This window comes from Stenotrophomonas sp. SPM, assembly GCF_003105135.1.
GTDB lineage: Bacteria > Pseudomonadota > Gammaproteobacteria > Xanthomonadales > Xanthomonadaceae > Stenotrophomonas.
In genome coordinates, this window is record NZ_QETL01000012.1 from 36,249 (window position 1) to 59,000 (window position 22,752).

The window sequence follows — 22,752 nt, forward strand, 5'->3', positions numbered from 1 at the left end:
GTCGGCACCCACCAACAACGATTGCTTCGGAGGGGAAGCATCCCATGTCAACAACACCTGCACCGGCGAAAGCCCAACTCACCCAGGGCCACAAGAAGGTCATCTTCGCGTCCAGCCTGGGCACCGTTTTCGAGTGGTATGACTTCTTCCTGTACGGCTCGCTTGCCGCGATCATCGCCAAGCAGTTCTTCAGTGGCGTCAACGAAACCACGGGCATGATCTTCGCCCTGCTGGCCTTCGCCGCCGGCTTCTTCGTGCGTCCGTTCGGCGCGGCCTTCTTCGGCAGCCTCGGCGACCGCATCGGCCGCAAGTACACCTTCCTGGTCACCATCCTCATCATGGGTATCTCGACCTTCCTGGTCGGCGTGCTGCCCAACTACGCCTAGATCGGTTTCGCCGCACCGGTCATCCTGATCGTGCTGCGCCTGGCCCAGGGCCTGGCGATGGGCGGTGAGTACGGTGGCGCTGCGACCTACGTGGCCGAACATGCCCCGGCAGACAAGCGTGGCCTGTACACCAGCTTCATCCAGTGCACGGCCACGCTCGGCCTGTTCATGTCGCTGCTGATCATCCTGGCCTGCCGCTACTTCCTGGGCAACGAAGCCTTCGAAGCCTGGGGCTGGCGCATTCCGTTCCTGGTCTCGATCCTGCTGCTGGGTGTTTCCGTGTGGATCCGCCTGCAGCTGAGCGAATCGCCGCTGTTCCAGCAGATGAAGGCCGAGGGCAAGGGCTCCAAGACCCCGTTCCGTGACAGCCTGAAGGGCGGCAACCTGAAGCTGATGCTGCTGGTCCTGCTGGGCGCCGCAGCCGGCCAGGCCGTGGTCTGGTACGGTGGCCAGTTCTACGCGCTGTTCTTCCTGAGCAGCATGCTGAAGGTCGACGCCACCACCTCCTACCTGCTGATCGCCGCCGCGCTGGCGCTGGGCGTGCCGTTCTTCATCTTCTTCGGTTGGCTGTCCGACCGTATCGGCCGCAAGAAGATCATCCTGGCCGGCTGCCTGCTGGCCGCCGTCACCTACATTCCGATCTTCAAGGGCCTGACCCACTTCGCGAACCCGGCCATCGAAGAGGCCCGCAGCAACTCACCGGCCCTGGTTGTGGCCGATCCGAACACCTGCTCGTTCCAGTTCGATCCGGTCGCCGTGCGTAAGTTCACCAGCTCCTGCGACATCGCCACTGCCGCGCTGACCAAGGCGGGCGTGCCGTATGACGTGCAGCCGGCCGCTGCCGGTTCGCTGGCCATGGTCAATGTGGGCAGCGCCAGCGTCACCTCGTACGAGGGGGCCGGCCTGACCAAGGAAGAAAGCAAGGCCAAGGCCGATGCCTTCGGTGCCGAACTGAAAACCGCGCTGACCGGTGCGGGTTACCCGGCCAAGGCCGATGGCTCGCGCATCAACATCGCCGGCACGATCTTCATGCTGTGGCTGCTGGTGCTGTACGTGACCATGGTCTACGGCCCGATCGCCGCCTACCTGGTCGAACTGTTCCCGACCCGCATCCGCTACACCTCGATGTCGCTGCCGTACCACATCGGCAACGGCTGGTTCGGTGGCTTCCTGCCGGCGATCTCCTTCGCGCTGGTGGCTGGTACCGGCAACCTGTACTACGGCCTGTGGTACCCCATCATCATCGCGCTGATGTCGGTGGTGATCGGCGGCCTGTTCCTGCGTGAAACGAAGAACGTGGACATCACCAAGTAAGAATGATGTTCATTGGATGAAGGAGAGGCCGTGGTGAAGACCACGGCCTTTTCGTTTCCCTGTAGCGCCGAGCCATGCTCGGCGACCGCGCAACGCGCGGCACAAAACTCCGCAGACGCGAACAGACAGCGCTCAATGCCGTCATCGCGGTTGACAAGCATCCGAAGCGACACGCCCTCTCGCGCCCGGGGTCAGATCCCTTTCGCGCGCGAAAGGGATCTGACCCCATCGAGACCGCCGCCTCACGTGCGCACGCCGTATAGTCGCGGAATGAGCATCTCAGCCGCCGACCTCCCCGCCATCCTGCACACCCTGCGCAGCGCCTGGCAGGCCCAGCGCCCTTCGCTTGACCAGCGCGAAGCCGACCTGCGCCGCTTGCGCGAGGCGCTGCAGGCGCGCATGGATGAAATGGCCCAGGCCATCGCCGAGGACTTCGGCCACCGCGCCCACGTTGAATCGAAGCTGGCCGATGGCATGAGCGTGCTGTCGGCCATCGATCATCTGCGTCGGCACCTGCGGCGCTGGTCGAAGCCGCAGCGGGCATCGGCGGGATGGAAGCTGTGGCCGGCGCGCGCGCAGCTGCGGCCGACGCCACTCGGCGTGGTCGGCGTGATCTCACCTTGGAACTACCCGGTCACGCTGGCGCTGGTGCCGCTGGTCACGGCCATCGCCGCCGGCAACCACGTGCTGCTGAAGCCATCCGAGCACACCCCGCGCACCAGCGCGTTCCTGGCCGATCTGCTGGCCAGCGTGTTCCCGTTCGACCGGGTAGCAGTGGTGCAGGGCGGGGCGGACGTGGCTGCGGCGGTGTCCTCGCTGCCGCTGGACCATCTGCTGTTTACCGGTTCGACGGCGGTGGGCCGCAAGGTGATGGCCGCCGCGGCCGAGCATCTGGTGCCGCTGACGCTGGAGCTGGGCGGCAAATCCCCGGCGATTGTCTGCCGCGATTTCCCGCTGGAAAAGGCTGCCGCGCGACTGGCCACTGGTAAGTGGTTCAACGCGGGCCAGACCTGCATCGCGCCGGACTACGTGCTGATCGACACGGCGCGCCAGCGTGAGTTCGTGCAGGCGCTGCAGCAGCAGGTGCGCGAGCGTTACGGCGGTTTCAGCGATGCGGGTGACTACACGCGGATCATCAACGAAGGCCAGTACCAGCGCCTGCAGGGCTATCTGGCGCAGGCGCGCGAACGCGGTGTTCCGGTGATTGCGCTGGCGCAGGTGGACCAGGCGCGCGCCGACCGCGAGCGCCTGTTGGTGCCGACGGTAGTGCTGGACCCGCCGGATGATCTGGACCTGATGCGCGAGGAGATCTTCGGGCCGATCCTGCCGGTGCGGGCCTACCCGGACCTGGAAGCCGCGCTGGCCGATGTGCTGTCGCGCGACCGCCCGCTGGCGTTGTATCCCTTCAGCCATGACACGGCCACGGTGGAGCGCATTCTCGGCCAGGTGGTGGCGGGCGGGGTAACGGTCAACGACACGCTGCTGCACTTCGCCGCCGACGGCCTGCCGTTTGGCGGGGTGGGGGCGAGTGGCATGGGCGCGTACCACGGCCGGGCCGGCTTCGATGCCATGAGCAAGCGGCTGCCGGTGCTGTGGCAGTCGCGCTGGGCGGCCAGTGACCGGCTGCGGCCGCCGTATTCGAGGATTGCGGGGTTGTTGAAGCTGCTGGTTCGGTGACGCCATGCGGGCACGTTCACCTGTAGAGCCGAGCCCGCGCTCGGCTGCCTTCTGTCGTTCAACCGCAGCCGAGCGTGGGCTCGGCTCTACAAGGCAACCCAGGCCCACCCGGGTAGAATGCCCCCCATGAAAATCGCCTCGTGGAACGTCAATTCGCTCAATGTCCGCCTGCCGCACCTGGAGCAGTGGCTCAAGGATTTCGGCCCGGACATCGTCGGTATCCAGGAAACCAAGCTGGAGGACCACAAGTTCCCCGATTCGGCGCTGATCGCCGCGGGCTACCGCAGCGTGTTTGCCGGCCAGAAGACCTACAACGGCGTAGCCCTGCTGTCGCGTGAGCCGGCGCAGGACGTGCAGATCGGCATCCCTGGCTTCGAGGACGAGCAGAAGCGCGTCATCGCCGGCACCTTCGGCGACCTGCGGGTAATCAACCTGTACGTGGTGAACGGCCAGGACGTCGGCACCGAAAAGTACGAGTACAAGCTGCGCTGGCTGGAAGCGGTGCATGCCTGGATCGCGCAGGAACTGCAACGCCATCCGAAGCTGATCGTGATGGGTGACTTCAACATCGCACCGGACGTGCGCGACGTACCCGACCCCGAGGTCTGGAACGAGAACCACATCCTGACCTCCACCGCCGAGCGCGGCGCGTTGCAGAAGCTGCTGCAGCTGGGCTTGCACGATGCGTTCCGCCTGCACAACGACGAGGCCGGCGTGTTCAGCTGGTGGGATTACCGCGCCGCCGGCTTCCGTCGCAACCTGGGCCTGCGTATCGATCTGACCTTGGTCTCCGATGCGCTGAAGGCCAGTGCGGTGGCCTCGGGCATCGACCGCGAGCCGCGTACCTGGGAACGCCCCAGCGACCATGCGCCGGCGTGGGTGGAAGTGGGTTGAAGCGGTAGCGCCGGGCCATGCCCGGCGACCGCAGCGGCGGCAGGGAGACGCCGGGCGTGGCCCGGCGCTACCCCTCGCTTCACCGTATGCTCTTGCGGGTGAACAGGTTGACGATGGCCAGCAGGATCACCGCGCCGATCAGCGAGAACAGGAATGTGCGCAGGGTGATGGCATCGTTGATGCCGCCGCCGAACAGGAAGCCGGCAATCAGCGCGCCGACGATGCCCACCACGATGTTGAGGATGATGCCCTGCTGGGCGTCGCGACGCATGATGATGCTGGCCAGCCAGCCCACGATGCCGCCAACGATCAGCCAGATGATTATGCCCATGAACGTGACCTCTGGAAGTGGAAGGGACGGGGACCAGTTGACCCGCAGTGCCGTGAAACCGTCGTGCAATCCCGTGACGGGGGCGTCCGGATGAGCCTGCCAGCCACCCTCGACGGCCCCTGGCGCTTCGGCCCGGTGAGGGTCTGGCGCTGCCCGCATGTGCCCGGCCAGCGCGGTGAGCCGCAGGCGCGGCAGGTGCTGGCGCAGGCGCTGGGCGGCGAACCCGATGCCCTGCCGCTGGTGCGCGACGACAAGGGCCGCCCCGAACTGGCCGGCGCGCTGGCCCACTACGGCACCGGCTGGAGCCACAGCGGCGAAGTGCTGCTGGTGGCGCTGGGCGAGGGCGTGCGGCTGGGCGTGGACCTGGAACTGCTGCGCCCGCGCCCGCGGCTGCTGGAAATCATCCATCGCTTCTTCCACCCCGATGAAGTTGCGTGGCTGCACGGGCTGGCCGCCGACGAGCGCGAACACTGGTTCTTCCGCGTGTGGTGCGCCAAGGAAGCGCTGCTCAAGGCGCACGGCCAGGGCATCTCCTTCGGCCTGCACCGCCTGCAGCTGGCACCCGCCGCCGATGGTGCCCTGCACCTGCGCTGGTGCGACGCCGAACTGGGCCAGGCCGAGCGCTGGCACCTGCACGAATGGCAGGCCAGCGGCCAGTTCCGCGCCGCATTGGCCTGGTATCCGCAGTGAAAGCGGCGAACCGGCGGGCAAAACCGGCGATAATGCCGGCATGAGCGAACACGATCTTCCCGCCGGCGTGGTCTCCACGCTGGAACAGGGCCTGGCCAGCATGGGCCTGGCGGCCGCATTGGCGCCGCCGCTGCTGCGCTACCTGGCGCTGCTGCACCGCTGGAACGGCACCTACAACCTCACTGCCATCCGCGATCCGCAGGAAATGGTCACCCGCCACCTGCTCGATTCCCTGGCGATGCAGCCGTTCGTGGCCGATGGCAGCCTGGCCGATCTCGGTACCGGCCCCGGGCTGCCGGGCATCCCGCTGGCCATCGCCTGCCCGGGCCTGCAGGTCACCCTGGTGGAGAGCAACGGCAAGAAGGCGCGCTTCATGCGCGAAGCCGTGCGCCAGCTGGGCCTGACCAACGCGCGCGTGGCCGAATCGCGTGCCGAGGCGCTGGACGAGGCCGGCCGCTACGACCAGCTGACCGCGCGCGCGATGGACACCCTGGCCGGCATCGTCCGCGTCGGTGGCCACCTGCTGCGCCCCGGTGGCGTGCTGCTGGCCATGAAGGGCGTCTACCCGCATGACGAGATCGCGGCCCTGCCGGCAGGCTGGCAGGTGCGCGAGGTGACCCCGCTGAGCGTGCCCGGCCTGGCCGGCGAACGCCATCTGGTTACCGTTACAGGCCCCTGAACCCCGCCGCCCGCCCTTTGCGAAACAACGGGTTGGCGATCCATGATTTCCGCACGGGGCCGGTTGTACGCATAATGACCGGTCCCAGCACACGTCGACGAGGCACACCCGCATGGCCCGCATCATCGCCATCGCCAACCAGAAGGGTGGCGTCGGCAAGACCACGACCGCCGTCAACCTGGCCGCTTCCCTGGCCAACGCACCCAAGCGCGTGCTGTTGGTCGACCTGGATTCACAGGGCAACGCGACCATGGGCAGTGGCGTGGACAAGCGCGAGCTGGTCTCCTCCACCTACGATCTGCTGCTGGGCGAAGCCAAGGCAGCGGACGTGCGCGTGGCCACCGCCGAGGGCTACGATCTGCTGCCGGGCAACATCGACCTGACCGCGGCCGAGATCCAGCTGATGGCGCAGGAAGAGCGCGAGCAGCGCCTGAAGCGCGCGCTGGCGCCGATCCGCGACGAGTACGACTACATCCTGATCGACTGCCCGCCGGCGCTGTCGCTGCTGACGCTCAACGCGCTGGCTGCCGCCGATTCGGTGCTGGTGCCCATGCAGTGCGAGTACTACGCACTGGAAGGCCTGAGCGCGCTGGTGGAAACCATCGAAGCGCTGCGCACCAACCTCAACCCGGTGCTGGAGATCGAGGGCGTGCTGCGCACCATGTTCGACGTGCGCAACAACCTCGCCAACGCGGTGTCGGCCGAACTGACCGAGCACTTCGGTGACCGCGTGTTCCGCACCATCGTGCCGCGCAACGTGCGCCTGGCCGAGGCCCCCAGCCACGGCCAGAGCATCGTCGGCTACGACCGCGCCTCGCGCGGTGGCGTGGCCTACCTGGGCCTGGCCGGCGAGATCATCCGCCGCAACAACGAACGCAACAAGGCCGCCAAGGCCGTGGAGACCGCCTGATGACCAGCAAGCCTGCAGCCAAGAAGCGAGGCCTCGGCCGCGGACTGGACGCCCTGCTGGGCCCCAAGGGCGCAGCCAGCCAGGTGCAGGCCACCACTGCGGTCATCGAGCCCCTGCCGGGTGAAGTGCTGCGCAAGCTGGCCGTGGGCCAGCTGCAGCCGGGCAAGTACCAGCCGCGCCGCGAGATGGACGAGGGCAAGCTCTCCGAGCTGGCCGATTCGATCAAGTCGCAGGGCGTGATCCAGCCGATCCTGGTGCGCCAGCTGCCGGCGGGCAACTACGAAATCGTCGCCGGTGAACGCCGCTGGCGTGCATCGCAGCTGGCCGGGCTGGACGAAGTGCCGGTGGTGGTGCGCGAGCTGGAAGACCGCACCGTCATCGCGATGGCGCTGATCGAGAACATCCAGCGCGAAGACCTCAACCCGCTGGAAGAAGCCGAAGCGCTGCAGCGCCTCATCAGCGAATTCACCCTGACCCACGCCGAGGCCGCCGAGGCCGTCGGCCGCTCGCGCGCGGCGGTGTCCAACCTGCTGCGCCTGCTGGAGCTGCCGGTGGCCATCCGCCTGCTGCTGGAAACCCGCCGCCTGGAAATGGGCCACGCCCGCGCGCTGCTGACCCTGGCCCCGGAACTGGCCGGCAAGCTGGCCCAGGAAGCGGCCGATGAAGGCTGGTCGGTGCGCGAGGTCGAGCGCCGTGCGCAGGCCTTCGCCGCCGGCAAGGTGCCGAGCAACCGCCCGGTGGCCACGCCGAAGGTGCAGCAGGCCGACATCGCCTCGCTGGAAACCGAGCTGTCCGAATCGCTGGGCACCAGGGTGGCCATCAACCATGGCCGCGGCGGCAAGGGCAAGCTGATCATCCATTACACCGATCTGGACACGCTGGACGGCGTGCTGGAAAAGCTGCGCACCCGCCAGGGCTGAGCGCGGCAGCGCTGCAGCAGCGCCAGGCAACAGGACGCACACGCCGCAGGACGGCTTCGTGCCGCGGCTCATCCACGGAGCAGGAATGAGCATGGACATCGACGACGTCAGCCCGGGCGGCAGCCCGATCCTGGTGCACAGCCGCGAGAAGGACTTCACCCCGGCCCAGGGTGAATCGCACATCGAGGCCATCAGCGCACATATCGAGCGCCACCTGGGGCCGATCTCGGGCGTATTCCACGAAATCATCTCCGACCTCGTGCATATCGACGTCATGTCGTGCCGGCCAGTGAGCCGTTTCCGTACCTGCGCCTGGTGACCTCAGGCATGAGCGACCTGCCGATGACCCTGCCCGGAGGTGCGCCCGGCTCGGCATACATGGAGCTGATGGTGACTCTGCCGGCCGACTGGCCGATCAGCGCTGATGCCTTCGAGGACGAGCGCAACTACTGGCCGGTGCGGTTGCTGAAGACGCTGGCACGGCTGCCGCACGAGTACGACACCTGGCTCGGCTTCGGCCACACCATTCCCAACGGCCACCCGGCCGAGCCCTACGCCCCGGGCGTGGGTTTCGATGGCGCCATCGTGCTGCCGCCGGTCACCGCCCCCGAGGGCTTCGGCACGCTGCAGCTGGACGACGCCAGGACCATCGAGTTCATGTCCATCGTCCCGCTGTACCCGGAGGAGATGGACCTGAAGCTGAAGAAGGACGCCGAGGCCCTGCTGGACCGCTTCGATGCGAAGAACATCCAGGACGTGATCGTGCCGGGTCGGGTAAACGTCGCCAGAAAGCGCTTCGGTTTCTTCTGAGACCGGTAACATCCACCGTCTGAACTTCGTTACAGAGTCTCTGCCATGACCATCCTGCTCACCGGCGCTGCCGGCTTCATCGGTGCCTACACCGCCCGCGCGCTGCTGGGGGCAGGCCAGGCCGTGGTCGGGCTGGACAACTTCAACGACTACTACGACCCGCAGATCAAGCGCGATCGCGTGGCCGCGCTGTGCCCGGGCCTGGACCTGCGCATCCTGGACCTGACCGACCAGCAGGGCCTGGCCGCGCTGTTCGATGAGGTGCAGCCGACGGCGGTGATTCACCTGGCCGCGCAGGCCGGCGTGCGTTACTCGCTGGAAAATCCTCATGCCTACGTTGACAGCAACCTGACCGGCTTCGTCAACATGCTCGAGTTGTGCCGCCACCGTGGCGTGCAGCACCTGGTGTATGCGTCCAGCAGCTCGGTGTATGGCGATTCGGCCACGCCGCCGTTTTCCGAAGACCAGCGCGTGGACCAGCCGCGCTCGCTGTACGCTGCCACCAAGGCCGCCAACGAGCTGATGGCCTACACCTATGCGCAGCTGTACGGCCTGCATGCCACCGGCCTGCGCTTCTTCACCGTGTATGGCCCGTGGGGCCGGCCGGACATGGCGCCGCTGCTGTTCTCGCGCGCGGTGCTGGCCGGGCGGCCGATCGATGTGTTCAACGAAGGGCGCATGCAGCGCGATTTCACACATGTTTCCGACATCGTATCGGGCATCCTCGGCGCCCTCGCGCACCCCAGTACCGAAACGGTGCCGCACCGGGTGTTCAACCTCGGCAACCATACGCCGGTCGAGCTGGAGCGCTTCATCAGCGTGATCGAGCAGGCCGCCGGGCGCCCCGCGCAGAAGGTCTACAAGCCGATGCAGCCGGGTGACATGGTCCGCACGATGGCCGACACCCGACGCGCCCGTGACGCTTTTGGCTTCGATGCGGTGACCCCGATCGAACAGGGCCTGCCGCCGGTGGTGGCGTGGTGCCGCGACTATTTTGGCGATCGCGCCTGAGGACGGACCCTCACGCAGCCGGATTCATCTTCGGATAACCTCGGCTTCGGAGAATGCGCGGTCTTTGTATCCCTGCTGGCCGAGTGACCCATGAGCCAACCCGAGCTTTCCGTTGTCGTCCCGGTGTTCAACGAACGCGACAATGTCGCGCCCCTGGTCGGTGAGATCGTTGCCGCGCTGCGCGGCCACCTGCCGTTCGAGATCGTCTATGTGGACGACAACTCGCGCGATGACAGCCTGGCCGTGCTGCAGGGCCTGAAGACCAGCACCCCGGAACTGCGCGTGCTGCACCATGTCAGCCAGAGCGGGCAGAGCACCGCCGTCCGCACCGGCGTGCGCAACGCCCGCGCGCCGTGGATCGCCACCCTCGATGGCGACGGCCAGAACGATCCGGCCGATATTCCCAAGCTGCTGGCTGCACGGCAGTCGGCCGACGCGCAGGTGAAGCTGTTCGCCGGCTGGCGCGTCAACCGCCAGGACAGTGGGAGCAAGCGCTGGGCCAGCAAGTGGGCCAACGCGATCCGCGCGCGCATGCTGCGCGACGATACCCCCGACACCGGCTGCGGCATCAAGCTGTTCGAGCGCGAGGCCTTCCTCGACCTGCCGTATTTCGACCACATGCACCGCTACCTGCCGGCGCTGATGCAGCGCGCCGGCTGGAAGACCACCAGCGTGCCGGTCAACCACCGCCACCGCACCGCCGGCGTGTCCAAGTACAACAACCTGGGCCGCGCCCTGGTCGGCATCCGCGACCTGCGCGGCGTGGCGTGGCTGATCACCCGCAGCAAGCGCACTGCGGTGGAGGAGCGTTGATGGAGCTGCACTGGCTCGACCAGCCGCTGACCTGGCTGTACTGGACCGGCCTGCACGTCACCGGCTGGAAGCTGATCGGCTACACCGGCGCGCTGATGTTCGGCGGCCGCTGGCTGGTGCAGTTCGTGGCGTCCAAGCGTGCCGGCAAGCCGGTCATCCCGCGCCTGTTCTGGTACATGAGCGTGGTCGGCAGCCTGATGACCCTGAGCTACTTCCTGTTCTCGGCCAAGCAGGACTCGGTGGGCGTGCTGCAGAACCTGTTCCCGGCGTTCACCGCCCTGTACAGCCTGCACCTGGATATCCAGCACCGCGGCTGGAAGCGGGACAAGGCGAGCCACTGAGGCAAGGGGGCGGATCCCTTTCCGCAGGAAAGGGCTCTGACCCCGTCCGGATCCCCGACGCCGCACGTTCGTCGGTAGCGCCGGGCCATGCCCGGCGGATGGATCCGTTGTCCGCGCTGCGCGCTCGCGGGGCATGGCCCCGCGCTACCGGGCGCAGGCAGGACCTTCGTCCCATGCCACAGGCTGTGCACGGTGCGATCATCGGGATCTGCCTTCCCGGGAACCTGTGCTCGTGAAAACCCGCCTTGCCGTAGCTCTGTTGATTGCCCTGTCCGCTCCTGCGGTCGCCCTGGCTGCGCCGCCGGCCGCCGCTCCGGCCAGCATGGCCGCCGAATCGGCCGCCGATGCTGCCTTCCGTGCGCTGTACGAGAAGGAGTGGAAGTGGCGCCAGGATGGCGGTGGTGAAGCCAGCGAGGACGAGGACGCGCCGGCCAACGCCACCCGCATGCCTGATGTCGGCCCGGCCGCGCAGCAGGCCCGCCTGAAGGTCTGGGACGAAACCCTGGCCGACCTGAAGAAGATCGACGTCAAGGCCCTGTCGGCCGACAATCAGGTCAACTACGCGATCTACCGCGACCAGGTCTTCAACCTGGCCGAAGCCACGCGCCTGCGCACCTACGAGATGCCGTTCAATTCGGACTCCTCGTTCTGGTCCAACCTGTCCTTCATGGCCCGGCGCGAGATGAAGACCGCGCAGGACTACCGCAACTACATCGCCCGCCTGAACGACGTGCCGCGCTACTTCGGCCAGCAGACCGACAACATGCGCGCCGGCCTCAAGCGCGGTTTCAGCGTGCCGCGCGCGGTGCTGGACGGCCGCGAGGTCTCCATCGCCACCGTCGCCGAGCTGAAGGACCCGACGACCTCGCCGCTGTACGCGCCCTTCAAGAAGCTGCCCGCCAGCATCCCGGCCGCCGAACAGGCCGCCCTGCGCGAACAGGCCGCGGAGGCCATCAGCGGCAAGGTGGTGCCGGCGTTCCAGCAGCTGCGCACCTTCTTCGTCAGCGAATACGTGCCGCAGGCGCGCACCACCCTGGCCGCCGAGGCCATGCCCGGTGGCAAGGCCTTCTACAGGCAGCAGATCCACGAATACACCACGCTGGACCTGTCGCCCGATGAGATCCACCGCATCGGCCTGGGTGAAGTGGCGCGCATCCAGAAGGAGATGAACGACATCATCCAGCAGGTGCAGTTCAAGGGCAGCTTCGCTGAATTCCTGACTTTCCTGCGCACCGATCCGCAGTTCTACGCCAAGACCCCGGAAGAGCTGCTGTCGCGCGCTGCGTGGATCTCCAAGCGCGCCGATGGTCAGCTCGGCCGGTTCATGACGCTGCCGCGTGCGCGCTTCACCATCGTGCCGGTGCCGCCGGATATCGCCCCGTTCTGGACGGCCGGTCGCGGTGGCATGGGCACCTACTGGGTCAACACCTACGACCTGCCGTCGCGCCCGCTGTACAACCTGCCGGCGCTGACCCTGCATGAGTCCGACCCGGGCCATGCGCTGCAGGGCGCGATCGCCTCCGAGCAGAAGGACCTGCCCGAGTTCCGCCGCAACGCCTACATCTCCGCCTATGGGGAAGGCTGGGCGCTGTACTGCGAGAAGCTGGGCGTGGAAATGGGCATCTATGAAACCCCGTACGAGGATTTCGGCCGCCTGACCTACGAAATGTGGCGTGCCGCGCGCCTGGTCATCGACACCGGCGTGCACAGCAAGGGCTGGACCCGCGCACAGGCCCTGGCCTACCTGCGCGATCACACCGCGCTGAGCGAGCATGAAGTGACCACCGAGGTGGATCGCTACATTTCCTGGCCGGGCCAGGCGCTGAGCTACAAGCTGGGCGAGATCGCCATCGTGCGCCTGCGCGCACAGGCCGAGAAGGAACTGGGCGAGAAGTTCGACATCAAGGGCTTCCACGATGTGATCCTGAAGCAGGGCTCGGTGCCGCTGCCGGTGCTGGAGCAGCAGATCCAGACGTACATCGCCGAGCGGAAGAAGGCCTGAGGGTCAGGTGACCGGGTCGGAGCCCCGCCGTTGGCGGGGATCCGACTCTGATCCGGGGTCGGATCCCTTTCCACCGGAAAGGGCTCCGACCCCAACGCACCTCAGCGCTTTACCAGTCGCCCGGAAAACGTCGGCAGCACCAGCAACGTCAGCAGCGTGGCGGTGATCAGACCACCGATCACCACCGTCGCCAGCGGCTTCTGCACCTCCGCGCCGGCACCACTGGCGATGGCCATCGGTATGAAGCCGACGATGGCCACCAGGGCCGTGGTCAGCACCGCGCGGATGCGGCTGGCGGCACCATTGATGGCCGCCTGCATCGGCAGGTCGCCGCCCTCCAGCCGCTCGCGGATCGCCTGCATCAGCACCAGGCCGTTCAACGTGGCCACGCCGGAGACGGCGATGAAGCCCACTGCGGCCGACACCGAGAACGGCATGCCACGCAGCAGCAGGGCGAGGATGCCGCCGACCAAGGCCAATGGCACGCAGCTGAACACCAGCAGCGCTTCCTTGCCGCTGCGCAGGGCCATGAACAGCAGGCCGCCGATCAGCAGGAACACCACCGGCACCACGGTGGCCAGCCGCTTCTCCGCGCGCTGCAGGTTCTCGAACTGGCCGCCCCAGCGCAGGTAGGCACCGGCCGGCAACGCCACGTCGGCCACCGCCGCCTGGGCTTCGCTGACGAAGCCACCGAGATCGCGGCCGCGCACGTTGGCCTGCACCACCACCCGCCGGCTGCCGTCGCTGCGGCTGATCTGGTTCGGCCCTTCGCTGACGCTGATGCGTGCCAGCGAGGACAACGGCACCACCTGGCCTGCCGGCGTGGCGATCGGCAGCGCGGCCAGCTGGTCCGGATCGTTGCGTGCGGCATCGTCCAGGCGCACCACCACATCGAAGCGTCTGTCGCCTTCGAAGATCCGCCCGGCCGCGGTACCACCGATGCCGGTGGACAACGCATCACTCACGTCCGCCGCGGTCAGCCCATGCTGCGCGGCTGCCACGTGGTCGATCTTGACGTTGAGCGTGGGCAGGCCGGAAATCTGCTCCACCCGCACGTCGGCGGCGCCGTCCACCGCGCGCAGCTTCAACGCCACCTGATCGGCCACCTTCTGCAGTGTGGCGAAATCATCGCCGTACACCATCACCGCCAGGTCCGTGCGCACGCCGGAAATCAGCTCGTTGAAGCGCAGTTCGATCGGCTGGCTGAACTCGAAACTGTTGCCCAGCTGCTGCCCGGCCAGCTGCTCGAAACGCTGCACGAGCGCTTCCTTGTCCAGCGACGGATCGGGCCACTGCGCGCGCGGCCTCAGCACGATCACGCTGTCGGAGATGTTGGTCGGCATCGGGTCGATGGCCGCTTCGGCGGTACCGGTGCGCGAGAACACCGTTTCCACTTCCGGCTGTCCGGCCAGCGCTTCTTCCAGCGCCAGCTGCATCGCCAGCGACTGCTCCAGCGAAGTGGACGGCACGCGCAGGGCCTGCATCGCCACGTTGCCTTCGTCCAGGGTGGGCATGAACTCGCGGCCCAGCAGCGAGAACGAAGCGATGCCGACCACCACCATCATCACCGCACCGGCCAGCACCGTGCGCGGATGCGTGACCGCACGACGGACCACCGGCTCAATACGCGCACGCAGCACGCGGATCAGTTTCGTCTCGTGCTTGCCGTCGCCAGCATACGCGTCGCCGTGCTTCACCGTGGGCTCGCGGACCAGCAGCGCGGCCATCGCCGGCACGAAGGTGAAGGAGAAGATGAAGGCGCCGACCAGGGCCAGCATGAAGGTGGCCGCCATCGGGTGGAACGTCTTGCCTTCTACGCCTTCCAGGGTGAGGATCGGTGCGAACACCAGCAGGATGATCAGCTGGCCAAAGGCTGCAGGCCGCGCCATCTTCATGGCCGAATCGGCAGCCACGCGCAGGCGCTCCATCGCGGTCAACGCACGGCCAAGTTCGGCGCGGCGCTGGCCCAGCATCAGCAGCGTCGATTCGATCACGATCACCGCGCCATCCACCAGGATGCCGAAATCCAGCGCGCCCAGGCTCATCAGGTTGCCGCTGATGCCGAAGCGGTTCATGCCGATCACTGCGAACAGGAACGACAACGGAATCACCAACGCGGTGATCGCCGCTGCGCGCAGGTTGCCCAGCAGCAGGAACAGCACCACCACCACCAGCAGCGCGCCTTCGCTGAGGTTCTTCGCCACGGTCCTGATGGTGGCGTTGACCAGTTCGCTGCGGTCCAGCACCGGCACCGCCACGATGGACGGTGGCAGCGAGGTGTTCACCTGCTGCAGGCGTTCCGCGGCGGCCTGGGCCACGGTGCGGCTGTTGCCGCCGGCAATCATCAGCGCAGTGCCGAGCACGGCTTCGTGGCCGTTGCGGCTGGCCGCACCCAGGCGTGGCGCGCGGCTCAAGGCCACCTCGGCCACATCCGCCACGCGTACCACCACGCCATTGCGCGTGGCTACCGGGGCCTGCGCCAGGTCGTCGGTGGTCAGCGCCAGGCCATCGGCACGCACCACCAGGCCCTCGCCGGCGCGCTGCACGAAGCCGGCGCCGGCCTGCACGTTGGAACGTTGCAGGGCAGTGACCAGGTCGGCCAGGCCCAGGCCATGCGCGGCCAGCCGCGCGCTGTCCGGGTGCACGCCGTATTCCTTGACGTAGCCGCCGACCGTGTCGACACCGGCCAGCCCCGGGCTGGAGCGCATCTGCGGCGCGATGATCCAGTCCTGCACGGTGCGCAGGTAGGTGGCGCGTTCTTCCGGCGTGCGCAGCAGGGTGCCTTCCGGCGTGCGGTAGACCTCGCCGGCCTGCCAGCCGGCCGCACCGGGTTTGGCCAGCTGGGCCGGATCGAACGCGGTGAAATCCACCGTCCACATCAGTACCTCGCCCAGGCCGGTGGTGACCGGCGACAACAGCGGCGATGCACCGTCGGGCAGATCGTCGGCGGCCTCGCGCATGCGCTCGGCCACCTGCTGGCGGGCGAAGTAGATGTCGGTCTCATCGGTGAAGATGGCGGTGACCTGCGAGAAGCCATTGCGTGACAGCGAGCGGGTGGTGGTCAGGCCGGGAATGCCGGCCAGCGCGGTTTCCAGCGGGTAGGTCACCTGCCGCTCGATCTGTTCCGGCGTCAGCGCCGGTGCCACAGTGTTGATCTGCACCTGGCGGTTGGTGATGTCCGGCACCGCGTCGATCGGCAGCTTGCCCAGCTGCAGCAGGCCGACCGCCGCGAGCAGGGCGGCAACCACCACCACCAGCCAGCGGTGGCGGACCGCGGCTTCAATGATCAGCTTGAACATGGTCGCGTCCTCAGTGCCCGTGCTCGGCTTCGCCCTTGGCCAGCTCGGCCTTGAGCAGGAAGGCGTTGGCGCCGACGATGCGTTCGCCGCCGGTCAGCCCACCGAGGATCTCGATGCGGTCACCGGCACGGCGGCCGGCCAGCACCGGCTGCGCCTTGAAGCCGCCGTCGACGGCGACGAACACCGCGCTGCGGCCATCGACGTTCTGCACCGCAGCGGCCGGCACGCTGAGCGCGTCGCCCTGGGCCTCGGTGACCACCGCGGCCGACACCGGCGAACCTGTCGGCGGCAGCGCGGCGTTCACCGGCATGGCACGGATCACCGCCACGCCGCCCTGCTGGCGCACATCCGCGGCCGAGCCGGTGACGGTGGCGCTGAAGCTGCCACCCGGCCCGCTCACTTCCAGCGTCATGCCCGGCGTGACCTGTGCGGCCAGCGCCGGTGGCGCGGTGAACACCAGCTCGTTCATCGCCGGATCGGCGACCTCGGCCACCACGCTGCCGGCAGTGACCACACCGCCCGGCGTGACCTGCACATTGCCGACGATGCCGGCCACCGGGCTGGTGATGCGTACGCGGCCGCTGGCATCGGGCGCGCCATTGGCCGCTGCCTGTGCCTGTGCCGCTGCGGCCTGCGCCTGCGCAGCCATGGCACGTGCATGCGAGGTTTCCAGATCCTGGCGCGCGATCACGCCCTGTTCCACCAGCGTCCTGTCGCGACCGTGGGCCAGGCGTGCGGCCTTGGCCTCGGCGGCGGCCGCCAGCGCATTGGCGCGGAACACCGCGGCCTCGCCGCTGAGCACGATGGCCAGCGTCTGGTTCTGCTTCACGGCCGTGCCCGGTGCCACCAGCACGCGCTCGACGCGGCCGGTCACGCTGGACGCTACCGAGGCGCGCGCGCCGATCGACGGTTCGACACGGCCGGACAGGCGCGTGGATCCGCCACCGCCACGACCGACGGCGACCACCTCGATGGATGACGCCTTGATCTGTTCCGGCGTCAGCGCGACCACGCCTTCATCGGCTTCGGTCGCGGCGTCGGGCGCGGTTCCAGCGCTGCCCGGGGCATGGCCATGGCCATCGTCGGCAGCAGCAGTCGGGGGCTGTGCAGTGCCAGTGCAGCCGGCCAGCAGCGCGCCCAACACGGCAGCGGCCATCAACGAAAAAGTACGGTGGAACATCAGCGAACCTCCACAAACGGGGGGCGCCCTTCCAGGCGGGCCAGATCGAGTTCTGCCGCCACGCGCGACAGGCGTGCATCCACGGCGCTGCTGCGTGCGGCGATGAGGGCACTGCGCGTGCTGCGCAGTTCCAGCTGCGAGATGCGTCCGGCGTCGAAGCCGATGCGGGCCAGCCGGTAGGCTTCCTCAGCAGCCACGACGCTGTCATCGGCGGCGCGTGTGCGGCTGCCGGCGGCCTTCAGCCCGGCCACGGCCGAGAGGCGTTCGGCCTCGCTGTCGCGGCGCTGCTGGTCCAGCCGTGCTTCGGCCGCACGCTGTTCGGCGCTGGCCGCGCGGATGCCGCCGCGGTTGCGGTCGAATAATGGGATCGAAAGGCTCACGCCCAGCGTATAGGCCTGTTCGCGGTTCTCGCGGAAGCGGGTCTGCGCGGCGGTCACGCTGAGATCGGGCAGGGCACGCTTGCGTTCCACGTCAACCAGACGGGTGCTGGCCTGTGCCTCGGCTTCGGCGATACGCACCGCCAGCGCGGCGTCGGCGGCGCCGCGCGGCAGCGGCGGTGTGCGGTCCAGCAGACTGCTGTCGATCGACTGCACCGGCGTATCCAGCAGGGCCGCACTGGTCAGGCGCGCCAAAGCCGCATCGCGGAAGGCCTGCGCTTCATCCAGTGCTGCCGTGGCATTGGCCACTTCGCTGCGCGCCTGCACCGCGCGCAGCTGCGGTTCGCGGCCCTGCTCCACCAGCGCGTCGACGGCCACGGCATCGTCGCGGGTCAGGGCCAGCGCTTCCTTGGCCAGGGCGTAACGACGCAGCGCGCTCTCGGCCTGCGCGTAGAACGCTGCCAGCTGGCTGGCTACATCACTGCGGCTCTGCGTCCCTCGCAGTGTTGCGGCCTGTGCTTCGGCGCGGGCAGCACCTACACGTGCACCACGCTGGCCCCAGATTTCCAGTGGCTGGGACAGGGTGAGGACGCTGTCGGCGCGGCCCATGCCGCCATAGCTGCCGGTACCCCAGGCATTTTCGGTGGTGTAGGAGAGCGATGGGTTGGGCAGGGCGCGGGCCTGCTCGGCGCGTGCCTCGGCAGCGTCGGCCAGGGCCGCGCCAACGCGGGCGCCGGGCAGCTGGTCCAGGCGTTCAAGCAGGGTGTCATAGGAAGGGGCGGCTTGCGCCATCGCCTGCAGTGCCGGGGCGAGGCCCAGCAACACGGCGATGACCCGCCCGGCCGCACGCAGCGACCGAGGTGTCGAGTTCGGCATGAAGGATGTCCGGTAGTGAGTGAAACGGAAGCCCGCGATCGCGGGACGCGCTCAACTCACGCCCGGGGAGGACGCTTCAGTTCATCCTGCGCGACGGCATAGGTCGCGCTGTCACCGTCCGCCATCCAGCGTGCCGGCAGCGGCGTGCCAAAGGCGGCAACGGTGCCGGCCGGCAGGCTCAGGTTGGAATGGTGGCAGTGGTTATGGCTGCAGGCACCGGTATGCATGCCGTCACTGCCGCCGTCTGCGTCGTCGGCCGCGGCTTCAACATGGGCCGCGACCGTGTCATGCGGCTCGACCGTGCAAGCCAGCACGTCGGCCACCGGCACGACCACGAATGCCGCCATCAGCAGCATCAGCAGGGTCGAACGGAGGTGGCGGGCAATCCAGCGCATGGAGGGCAGGCTAGCAAGCAGTTTCCGGTGGATACAATATCAATGGCCGGGTCGGATCGCCCTGTAGAGCCGAGCCCATGCTCGGCTGCTCCCGTGCGACCGTTGCACCGCCACGCACCATCGTCGAGGATCAGGATTCGTCACCAGGGAAGGAACGATGACCGCACGCATTGCCGCAGCAGGCCTGCTGCTGATACTGGCCAGTCCCGTCGCAGTCGCCGCCGAGGATGTCTACGTGGAATTCCTGTGGGCGCCGACCCCGGCAGGTGCCCTCGCACGCTCGCAGACCCAGCTGTTCATTGCCGACGGCCACCGCGATCACCGCATCTGCGTGGCCGCCAATCTCGTCGATACCGACGTGGCGGGCCTGCACATCGACATCCGTGATGCCAAGGGCGTGCAGGCCTCGCGCACGGCCCACGAGGACTACCGGGGCCGCAAGAAGTGCTATGCCGCTGACCTCGGCAGTACCGGCGCGGCCGGAATGTGGACCGTCGATGCCGTGCTGGGGGATGGACGCCGTGGCAGCGCGCAGATCCGCGTGGATCCGACGCTGGAGGCGTCACCCCTGTACCGGCGGCATGACCAGCCCTACGTGGCAGGACGGCCGAACTACGACCCTTCCATTCCACCGGCCGAGTGGGTGGGCAAGCTGGTCTGGGCGATGGACGTGGATGCCGCTGGCAAGGTGACCCATGTCGAGGTGGAGACCGCCGAAGGCGTCGGCGGGCGCCTGCGTGAGCGCGCGCTGGCGGCCGGGTGGCTGACCCGGTTTGGTCCTGACCCGGCGCGTGCGCAGACGCCATTGCGTTGGCGCCGCACGCTGGAATCTGCTTCCGACTGAGGCTGCGGGCTGTAGAGCCGAGCCTATGCTCGGCTGGTTTCATGTCATGAGCCGAGCATGGGCTCGGCGCCACAGCAGACGTCAGGGCAGCTTCGCGATCACCTTGATCTCGAACTGGAACCCATACAGCCAGGTCACGCCGATGCCGGTCAGGGTCGGGTGCGGCGCTTCGCCCCAGTACTCGGGCACGATCGCCCAGGCCTTCTCGAAGTTCGTTTCCGGGTCGACCATGAACACGGTCACGTCGATCACGTCACCAAAGCTGCAGCCAGCGGCGGCCAGCACGGCATTGAGGTTGTGGAAGGCGCGGCGCACCTGGGTCTCGAAGTCCGGTTCGGGCGAGCCGTCCTCGCGGCTGCCGACCTGGCCGGAGACGAACAGGAAGCCGTTGGAACGGATGGCCGGCGAGTAGCGGTTGCGCTCGTACAGGGCCTGGCGGCCGGCGGGGAAAACGACATCACGAGGGGTCATTGGGGAGGCTCCAAGGGGAAGGCCTCCATGCTGCTCGCTGGCTCTGTCTGGATAAATAGTGATGATCGGCCTAGATTGATTGCCAATCCCAAACAATCACGGCCCGGCCCATGGACCGTTTCGAGGCGATGCGCGCCTTCGCCCGCGTGGTGGAAACCGGCAGCTTCACCCGTGCCGCGCACACCCTGCAGGTCAGCCGCACCACGGTCACCCAGCTGGTGCAGCAGCTGGAAGCGCACCTGCGGCTGCGCCTGCTCAACCGCACCACGCGGCGGGTCAGCGTCACCGCCGATGGCGCGGCCTACTACCCGCGCATCGCGCGCCTGCTGGCCGAGCTGGAAGAGGTGGAGGGCGGCCTCGGCGATGCCGTCAGCCAGCCGCGCGGGCGACTGCGCGTCGACGTGCCCGGTCCGTATGCGCGGCTGCGGCTGGTGCCGGCGCTGCCGGATTTCCATGCGCGCTATCCGGACATCCGGCTGGACATCGGCGTCAGCGACCGCGAGGTCGATGTCATCGCCGACAACGTGGACTGTGTGATCCGCGGCGGTGCGCCCGCCGATCCGGCGCTGGTCGCGCGGCCGCTGGCCAGCTTGTCGATCGGCTTCCATGCCAGCCCCGCCTACCTGCAGCGCGTCGGTGTGCCCGCGCACCCGCGCGTGCTGGAAGGGCCGGACCATCACATGGTCGGCTTCCTCAGCCCGCGCACGGGCCGCGCACGCGTGTTCCTCGCCCAGCGCGGTGATGAGCGCATGGAAGTGCAGGGTCGGCATGCGGTGGGCTTCGATGATGGCAATGCCTACCTGGCCGCTGGCGTGGCGGGCCTGGGCGTGGTCGCGCTGCCGAGCTACATGGCAGATCCACACGTGGCCAGCGGCGAACTGCGGCCGGTACTGCAGGACTGGCAGCTGCCGCCGATGCCGATGCACGTGATGTTTCCGCCGAACCGGCACATGAGCCAGCGGCTGCGGGTGTTCATTGACTGGGCGCTGGAGGTGTTGGGGTGACACGCGCCGGGCATGCGAAAATCATCACTGCACGCATCAGGAAACCGCCACACGCATGAGCCGCATCGTCGCACTGGATACCGAAACCACCGGCATTTCCCACCGCATGGGCCATCGGGTCATCGAGATCGGCGCGGTCGAACTGATCGATGGCCGGCTCACAGGCCGTCAGTTCCACACCTACCTGCAGCCGCAGCGCTCGGTAGACTGGGGCGCGCAGCGCGTGCACGGCATCAGCGATGCGCTGCTGGTCGGCAAGCCGCTGTTTTCCAGCAAGGCCGCCGAGCTGCTGGAATTCCTGCATGGCAGCGAGATGGTCGCGCACAACGCCACCTTCGATGTGGGCTTCCTCGACAACGAGCTGCGCCTGGCCGGCATGCCTGCCAGCCTGGCGCAGTACTGCCGCATCACCTGCAGCCTGAAGCTGGCCCGCGGGCGATGGCCCGGCCAGGGCAACAAGCTGGACGATGTGCTGCAGCGCCTGCGTATTCCCGGCAATCGCGGCCTGCACGGCGCGCTGAAGGATGCGCATCTGCTGGCGCAGGTGATTCCGCACCTGCGTTGATGGCGGCGCGGCGTTACGCCGGGTCCAGCCAACGCTCGATCATCGCCACGCCAGTGGCCACGCCATCCTCGCTGGCCATCGCTACGCCCACTGCAGCGGCACGCGCACGTGTAGCGCTGTCCTCGGCGAACGCAATGGCCGCTGCAAGCGAGGCCGCATCCAACCGCTCAGGTGACAGCGCCGCCGGCGCCACACCCAGCGTCTGCAGGCGCCGCGCCCAGAAGAACTGATCGGCGGCGAACGGCATCACCAGCGAAGGAATACCGGCGCGACAGGCCGAATGCGTGGTGCCGCTGCCGCCATGGTGGATGGCCAGCGCGCAGCGTGGGAACAGTGCTTCATGCGGCGTCGGGCCGAGCACGAACACGTTTGCTGGCAATGCACCTGAGGGCAATCCGGCCCAGCCCGGAAACAGCAGCACGCGGCGTGGCGCCAGCGCCTGCAGCAGGGCCGGCAGCACGCGCTCGCGGTCGAAGCCGGTCATGCTGCCGAAGCCAAGATAGACCGGCGCGGGCCCGGTATCGAGGAAGGCCTGCAGGTCGGCGGGTGGCGACCACGGCTGTTCCGGCATCCGCCATTGCCCGCACACCACATGGTCGGCCGGCCAGTCGGCAGGCGGCGGCAGCAGCTGCGGGGAAATGCCGTACAGCATCGGCAGGCCGGTCCACAGTGTACGGCGAGGCGGTTGCCCCAGTGCGGCGCGCGCGGCGTTGATCGGCCCGCGGAAGGTGCGCCACACCGCTTGGTTGACCAGTCCGTAGCTGGCCCGGCGCAGGACGCCCGGCAGCGGCATCGTCGGCAGGAAGGGCGACGCGAAGGCGCGCGTCGGCGTCAGCGGGATCATGCCGGTGCCGATGGCCGGCAGGCCGTGGCGCTCGGCCACGCTGAGGCCGACCAGCGCGGCCAGCCCACCGGTCAAAACGGCATCGCAGCCGGCGGCCGCCGCATCGGCCTGCGCCATCC

The 22,752-nt window shown here is 68.2% G+C and carries 20 protein-coding genes and 2 pseudogenes; 15 read left to right on the forward strand and 7 right to left on the reverse strand.

Translation table 11 applies throughout. The features are described from left to right. The first annotated feature begins 44 nt into the window (after positions 1-44). The 3 genes and pseudogenes from DCO49_RS05030 to xth all read left to right on the forward strand — a co-directional run bounded on the left by DCO49_RS05030 (position 45) and on the right by xth (position 4,271). A pseudogene (locus tag DCO49_RS05030) lies at positions 45-1,700 on the forward strand (MFS transporter). A 270-nt stretch (positions 1,701-1,970) separates the two neighbouring features. Then, complete coding sequence (locus DCO49_RS05035) at positions 1,971-3,377, forward strand: coniferyl aldehyde dehydrogenase (protein WP_116863088.1); 1,407 nt, start codon at positions 1,971-1,973, stop codon at positions 3,375-3,377. 126 nt (positions 3,378-3,503) lie between these two features. Continuing rightward, positions 3,504-4,271, forward strand: a complete 768-nt coding sequence (xth, locus tag DCO49_RS05040) for an exodeoxyribonuclease III (protein WP_116863089.1) — start codon at positions 3,504-3,506, stop codon at positions 4,269-4,271. A gap of 79 nt (positions 4,272-4,350) precedes the next feature. Here xth and DCO49_RS05045 read toward each other — a convergent pair whose 3' ends face one another. Continuing rightward, on the reverse strand, positions 4,351-4,602 hold the full coding sequence (locus DCO49_RS05045; protein ID WP_044571088.1) for a GlsB/YeaQ/YmgE family stress response membrane protein: 252 nt from the start codon (positions 4,600-4,602) through the stop codon (positions 4,351-4,353). Positions 4,603-4,692: 90 nt separating this feature from the next. Between DCO49_RS05045 and DCO49_RS05050 the strand changes: the two genes are divergently transcribed. The 9 genes and pseudogenes from DCO49_RS05050 (at position 4,693) to DCO49_RS05090 (ending at position 12,778) form a co-directional block, all read left to right on the forward strand. Then, positions 4,693-5,292, forward strand: coding sequence for a 4'-phosphopantetheinyl transferase superfamily protein (locus DCO49_RS05050; protein ID WP_116863090.1), 600 nt, complete (start codon positions 4,693-4,695; stop codon positions 5,290-5,292). A gap of 40 nt (positions 5,293-5,332) precedes the next feature. Continuing rightward, entirely contained in the window at positions 5,333-5,971 is a 639-nt protein-coding gene (rsmG, locus tag DCO49_RS05055) for a 16S rRNA (guanine(527)-N(7))-methyltransferase RsmG (protein WP_108770494.1), read from the forward strand. 112 nt (positions 5,972-6,083) lie between these two features. Next, positions 6,084-6,881 carry a ParA family protein gene (locus tag DCO49_RS05060; protein ID WP_108770493.1) on the forward strand — a complete coding sequence of 266 codons (798 nt, stop codon included), beginning with the start codon at positions 6,084-6,086 and terminating at the stop codon, positions 6,879-6,881. Beyond that, positions 6,881-7,801 carry a ParB/RepB/Spo0J family partition protein gene (locus tag DCO49_RS05065; RefSeq protein WP_116863091.1) on the forward strand — a complete coding sequence of 307 codons (921 nt, stop codon included), beginning with the start codon at positions 6,881-6,883 and terminating at the stop codon, positions 7,799-7,801. The genes DCO49_RS05060 and DCO49_RS05065 overlap by 1 nt, the downstream gene beginning before the upstream one ends. Positions 7,802-7,886: 85 nt before the next feature. Continuing rightward, a pseudogene (locus DCO49_RS05070) lies at positions 7,887-8,611 on the forward strand (suppressor of fused domain protein). Positions 8,612-8,656: 45 nt separating this feature from the next. Then, entirely contained in the window at positions 8,657-9,622 is a 966-nt protein-coding gene (locus DCO49_RS05075; RefSeq protein WP_116863092.1) for an NAD-dependent epimerase/dehydratase family protein, read from the forward strand. A 90-nt stretch (positions 9,623-9,712) separates the two neighbouring features. Continuing rightward, positions 9,713-10,435, forward strand: coding sequence for a glycosyltransferase family 2 protein (locus DCO49_RS05080; RefSeq protein ID WP_116863093.1), 723 nt, complete (start codon positions 9,713-9,715; stop codon positions 10,433-10,435). Then, positions 10,435-10,776 (forward strand): lipid-A-disaccharide synthase N-terminal domain-containing protein, encoded by a 342-nt coding sequence (locus DCO49_RS05085; protein WP_108760679.1) that lies wholly within the window; start codon positions 10,435-10,437, stop codon positions 10,774-10,776. Before DCO49_RS05080 ends, DCO49_RS05085 begins: the two co-directional genes overlap by 1 nt. 232 nt (positions 10,777-11,008) lie before the next feature. Continuing rightward, positions 11,009-12,778: a DUF885 family protein gene (locus DCO49_RS05090; protein WP_116863094.1), complete on the forward strand. Its 1,770-nt coding sequence runs from the start codon at positions 11,009-11,011 to the stop codon at positions 12,776-12,778. Between the two features lie 101 nt (positions 12,779-12,879). Here DCO49_RS05090 and DCO49_RS05095 read toward each other — a convergent pair whose 3' ends face one another. Genes DCO49_RS05095 through DCO49_RS05110 form a run of 4 tightly spaced genes read right to left on the reverse strand, consistent with a single transcriptional unit; the run spans position 12,880 to position 18,905 of the window. After that, positions 12,880-16,077: a CusA/CzcA family heavy metal efflux RND transporter gene (locus DCO49_RS05095; RefSeq protein ID WP_116863095.1), complete on the reverse strand. Its 3,198-nt coding sequence runs from the start codon at positions 16,075-16,077 to the stop codon at positions 12,880-12,882. A gap of 10 nt (positions 16,078-16,087) precedes the next feature. Next, complete coding sequence (locus DCO49_RS05100; RefSeq protein ID WP_116863096.1) at positions 16,088-17,260, reverse strand: efflux RND transporter periplasmic adaptor subunit; 1,173 nt, start codon at positions 17,258-17,260, stop codon at positions 16,088-16,090. Further along, entirely contained in the window at positions 17,257-18,510 is a 1,254-nt protein-coding gene (locus tag DCO49_RS05105) for a TolC family protein (protein WP_116863097.1), read from the reverse strand. The genes DCO49_RS05100 and DCO49_RS05105 overlap by 4 nt, the downstream gene beginning before the upstream one ends. A gap of 56 nt (positions 18,511-18,566) precedes the next feature. Continuing rightward, a complete protein-coding gene (locus tag DCO49_RS05110; protein ID WP_116863098.1) occupies positions 18,567-18,905 on the reverse strand; it encodes a hypothetical protein in 339 nt (112 codons plus the stop codon). A gap of 157 nt (positions 18,906-19,062) precedes the next feature. On the opposite strand from DCO49_RS05110, the gene DCO49_RS20490 reads away from it, so the two are divergent. Continuing rightward, positions 19,063-19,749: a hypothetical protein gene (locus DCO49_RS20490; RefSeq protein WP_243402666.1), complete on the forward strand. Its 687-nt coding sequence runs from the start codon at positions 19,063-19,065 to the stop codon at positions 19,747-19,749. A gap of 81 nt (positions 19,750-19,830) precedes the next feature. On the opposite strand, the gene DCO49_RS05120 is transcribed toward DCO49_RS20490, so the two are convergent. After that, the gene (locus DCO49_RS05120) at positions 19,831-20,220 is read right to left on the reverse strand and encodes a RidA family protein (RefSeq protein WP_116863099.1); all 390 of its coding nucleotides are present in this window, start codon (positions 20,218-20,220) and stop codon (positions 19,831-19,833) included. A 110-nt stretch (positions 20,221-20,330) separates the two neighbouring features. Here DCO49_RS05120 and DCO49_RS05125 point away from each other — a divergent pair, with 110 nt between their 5' ends. Next, positions 20,331-21,224 carry a LysR family transcriptional regulator gene (locus DCO49_RS05125; protein WP_116863100.1) on the forward strand — a complete coding sequence of 298 codons (894 nt, stop codon included), beginning with the start codon at positions 20,331-20,333 and terminating at the stop codon, positions 21,222-21,224. A gap of 55 nt (positions 21,225-21,279) precedes the next feature. Then, positions 21,280-21,789: a DNA polymerase III subunit epsilon gene (gene dnaQ, locus DCO49_RS05130; RefSeq protein ID WP_116863101.1), complete on the forward strand. Its 510-nt coding sequence runs from the start codon at positions 21,280-21,282 to the stop codon at positions 21,787-21,789. A 13-nt stretch (positions 21,790-21,802) separates the two neighbouring features. On the opposite strand, the gene DCO49_RS05135 is transcribed toward dnaQ, so the two are convergent. Continuing rightward, on the reverse strand, positions 21,803-22,752 hold a 950-nt coding region (locus DCO49_RS05135), incomplete at its 5' end, for a nucleotide disphospho-sugar-binding domain-containing protein (RefSeq protein WP_133249389.1).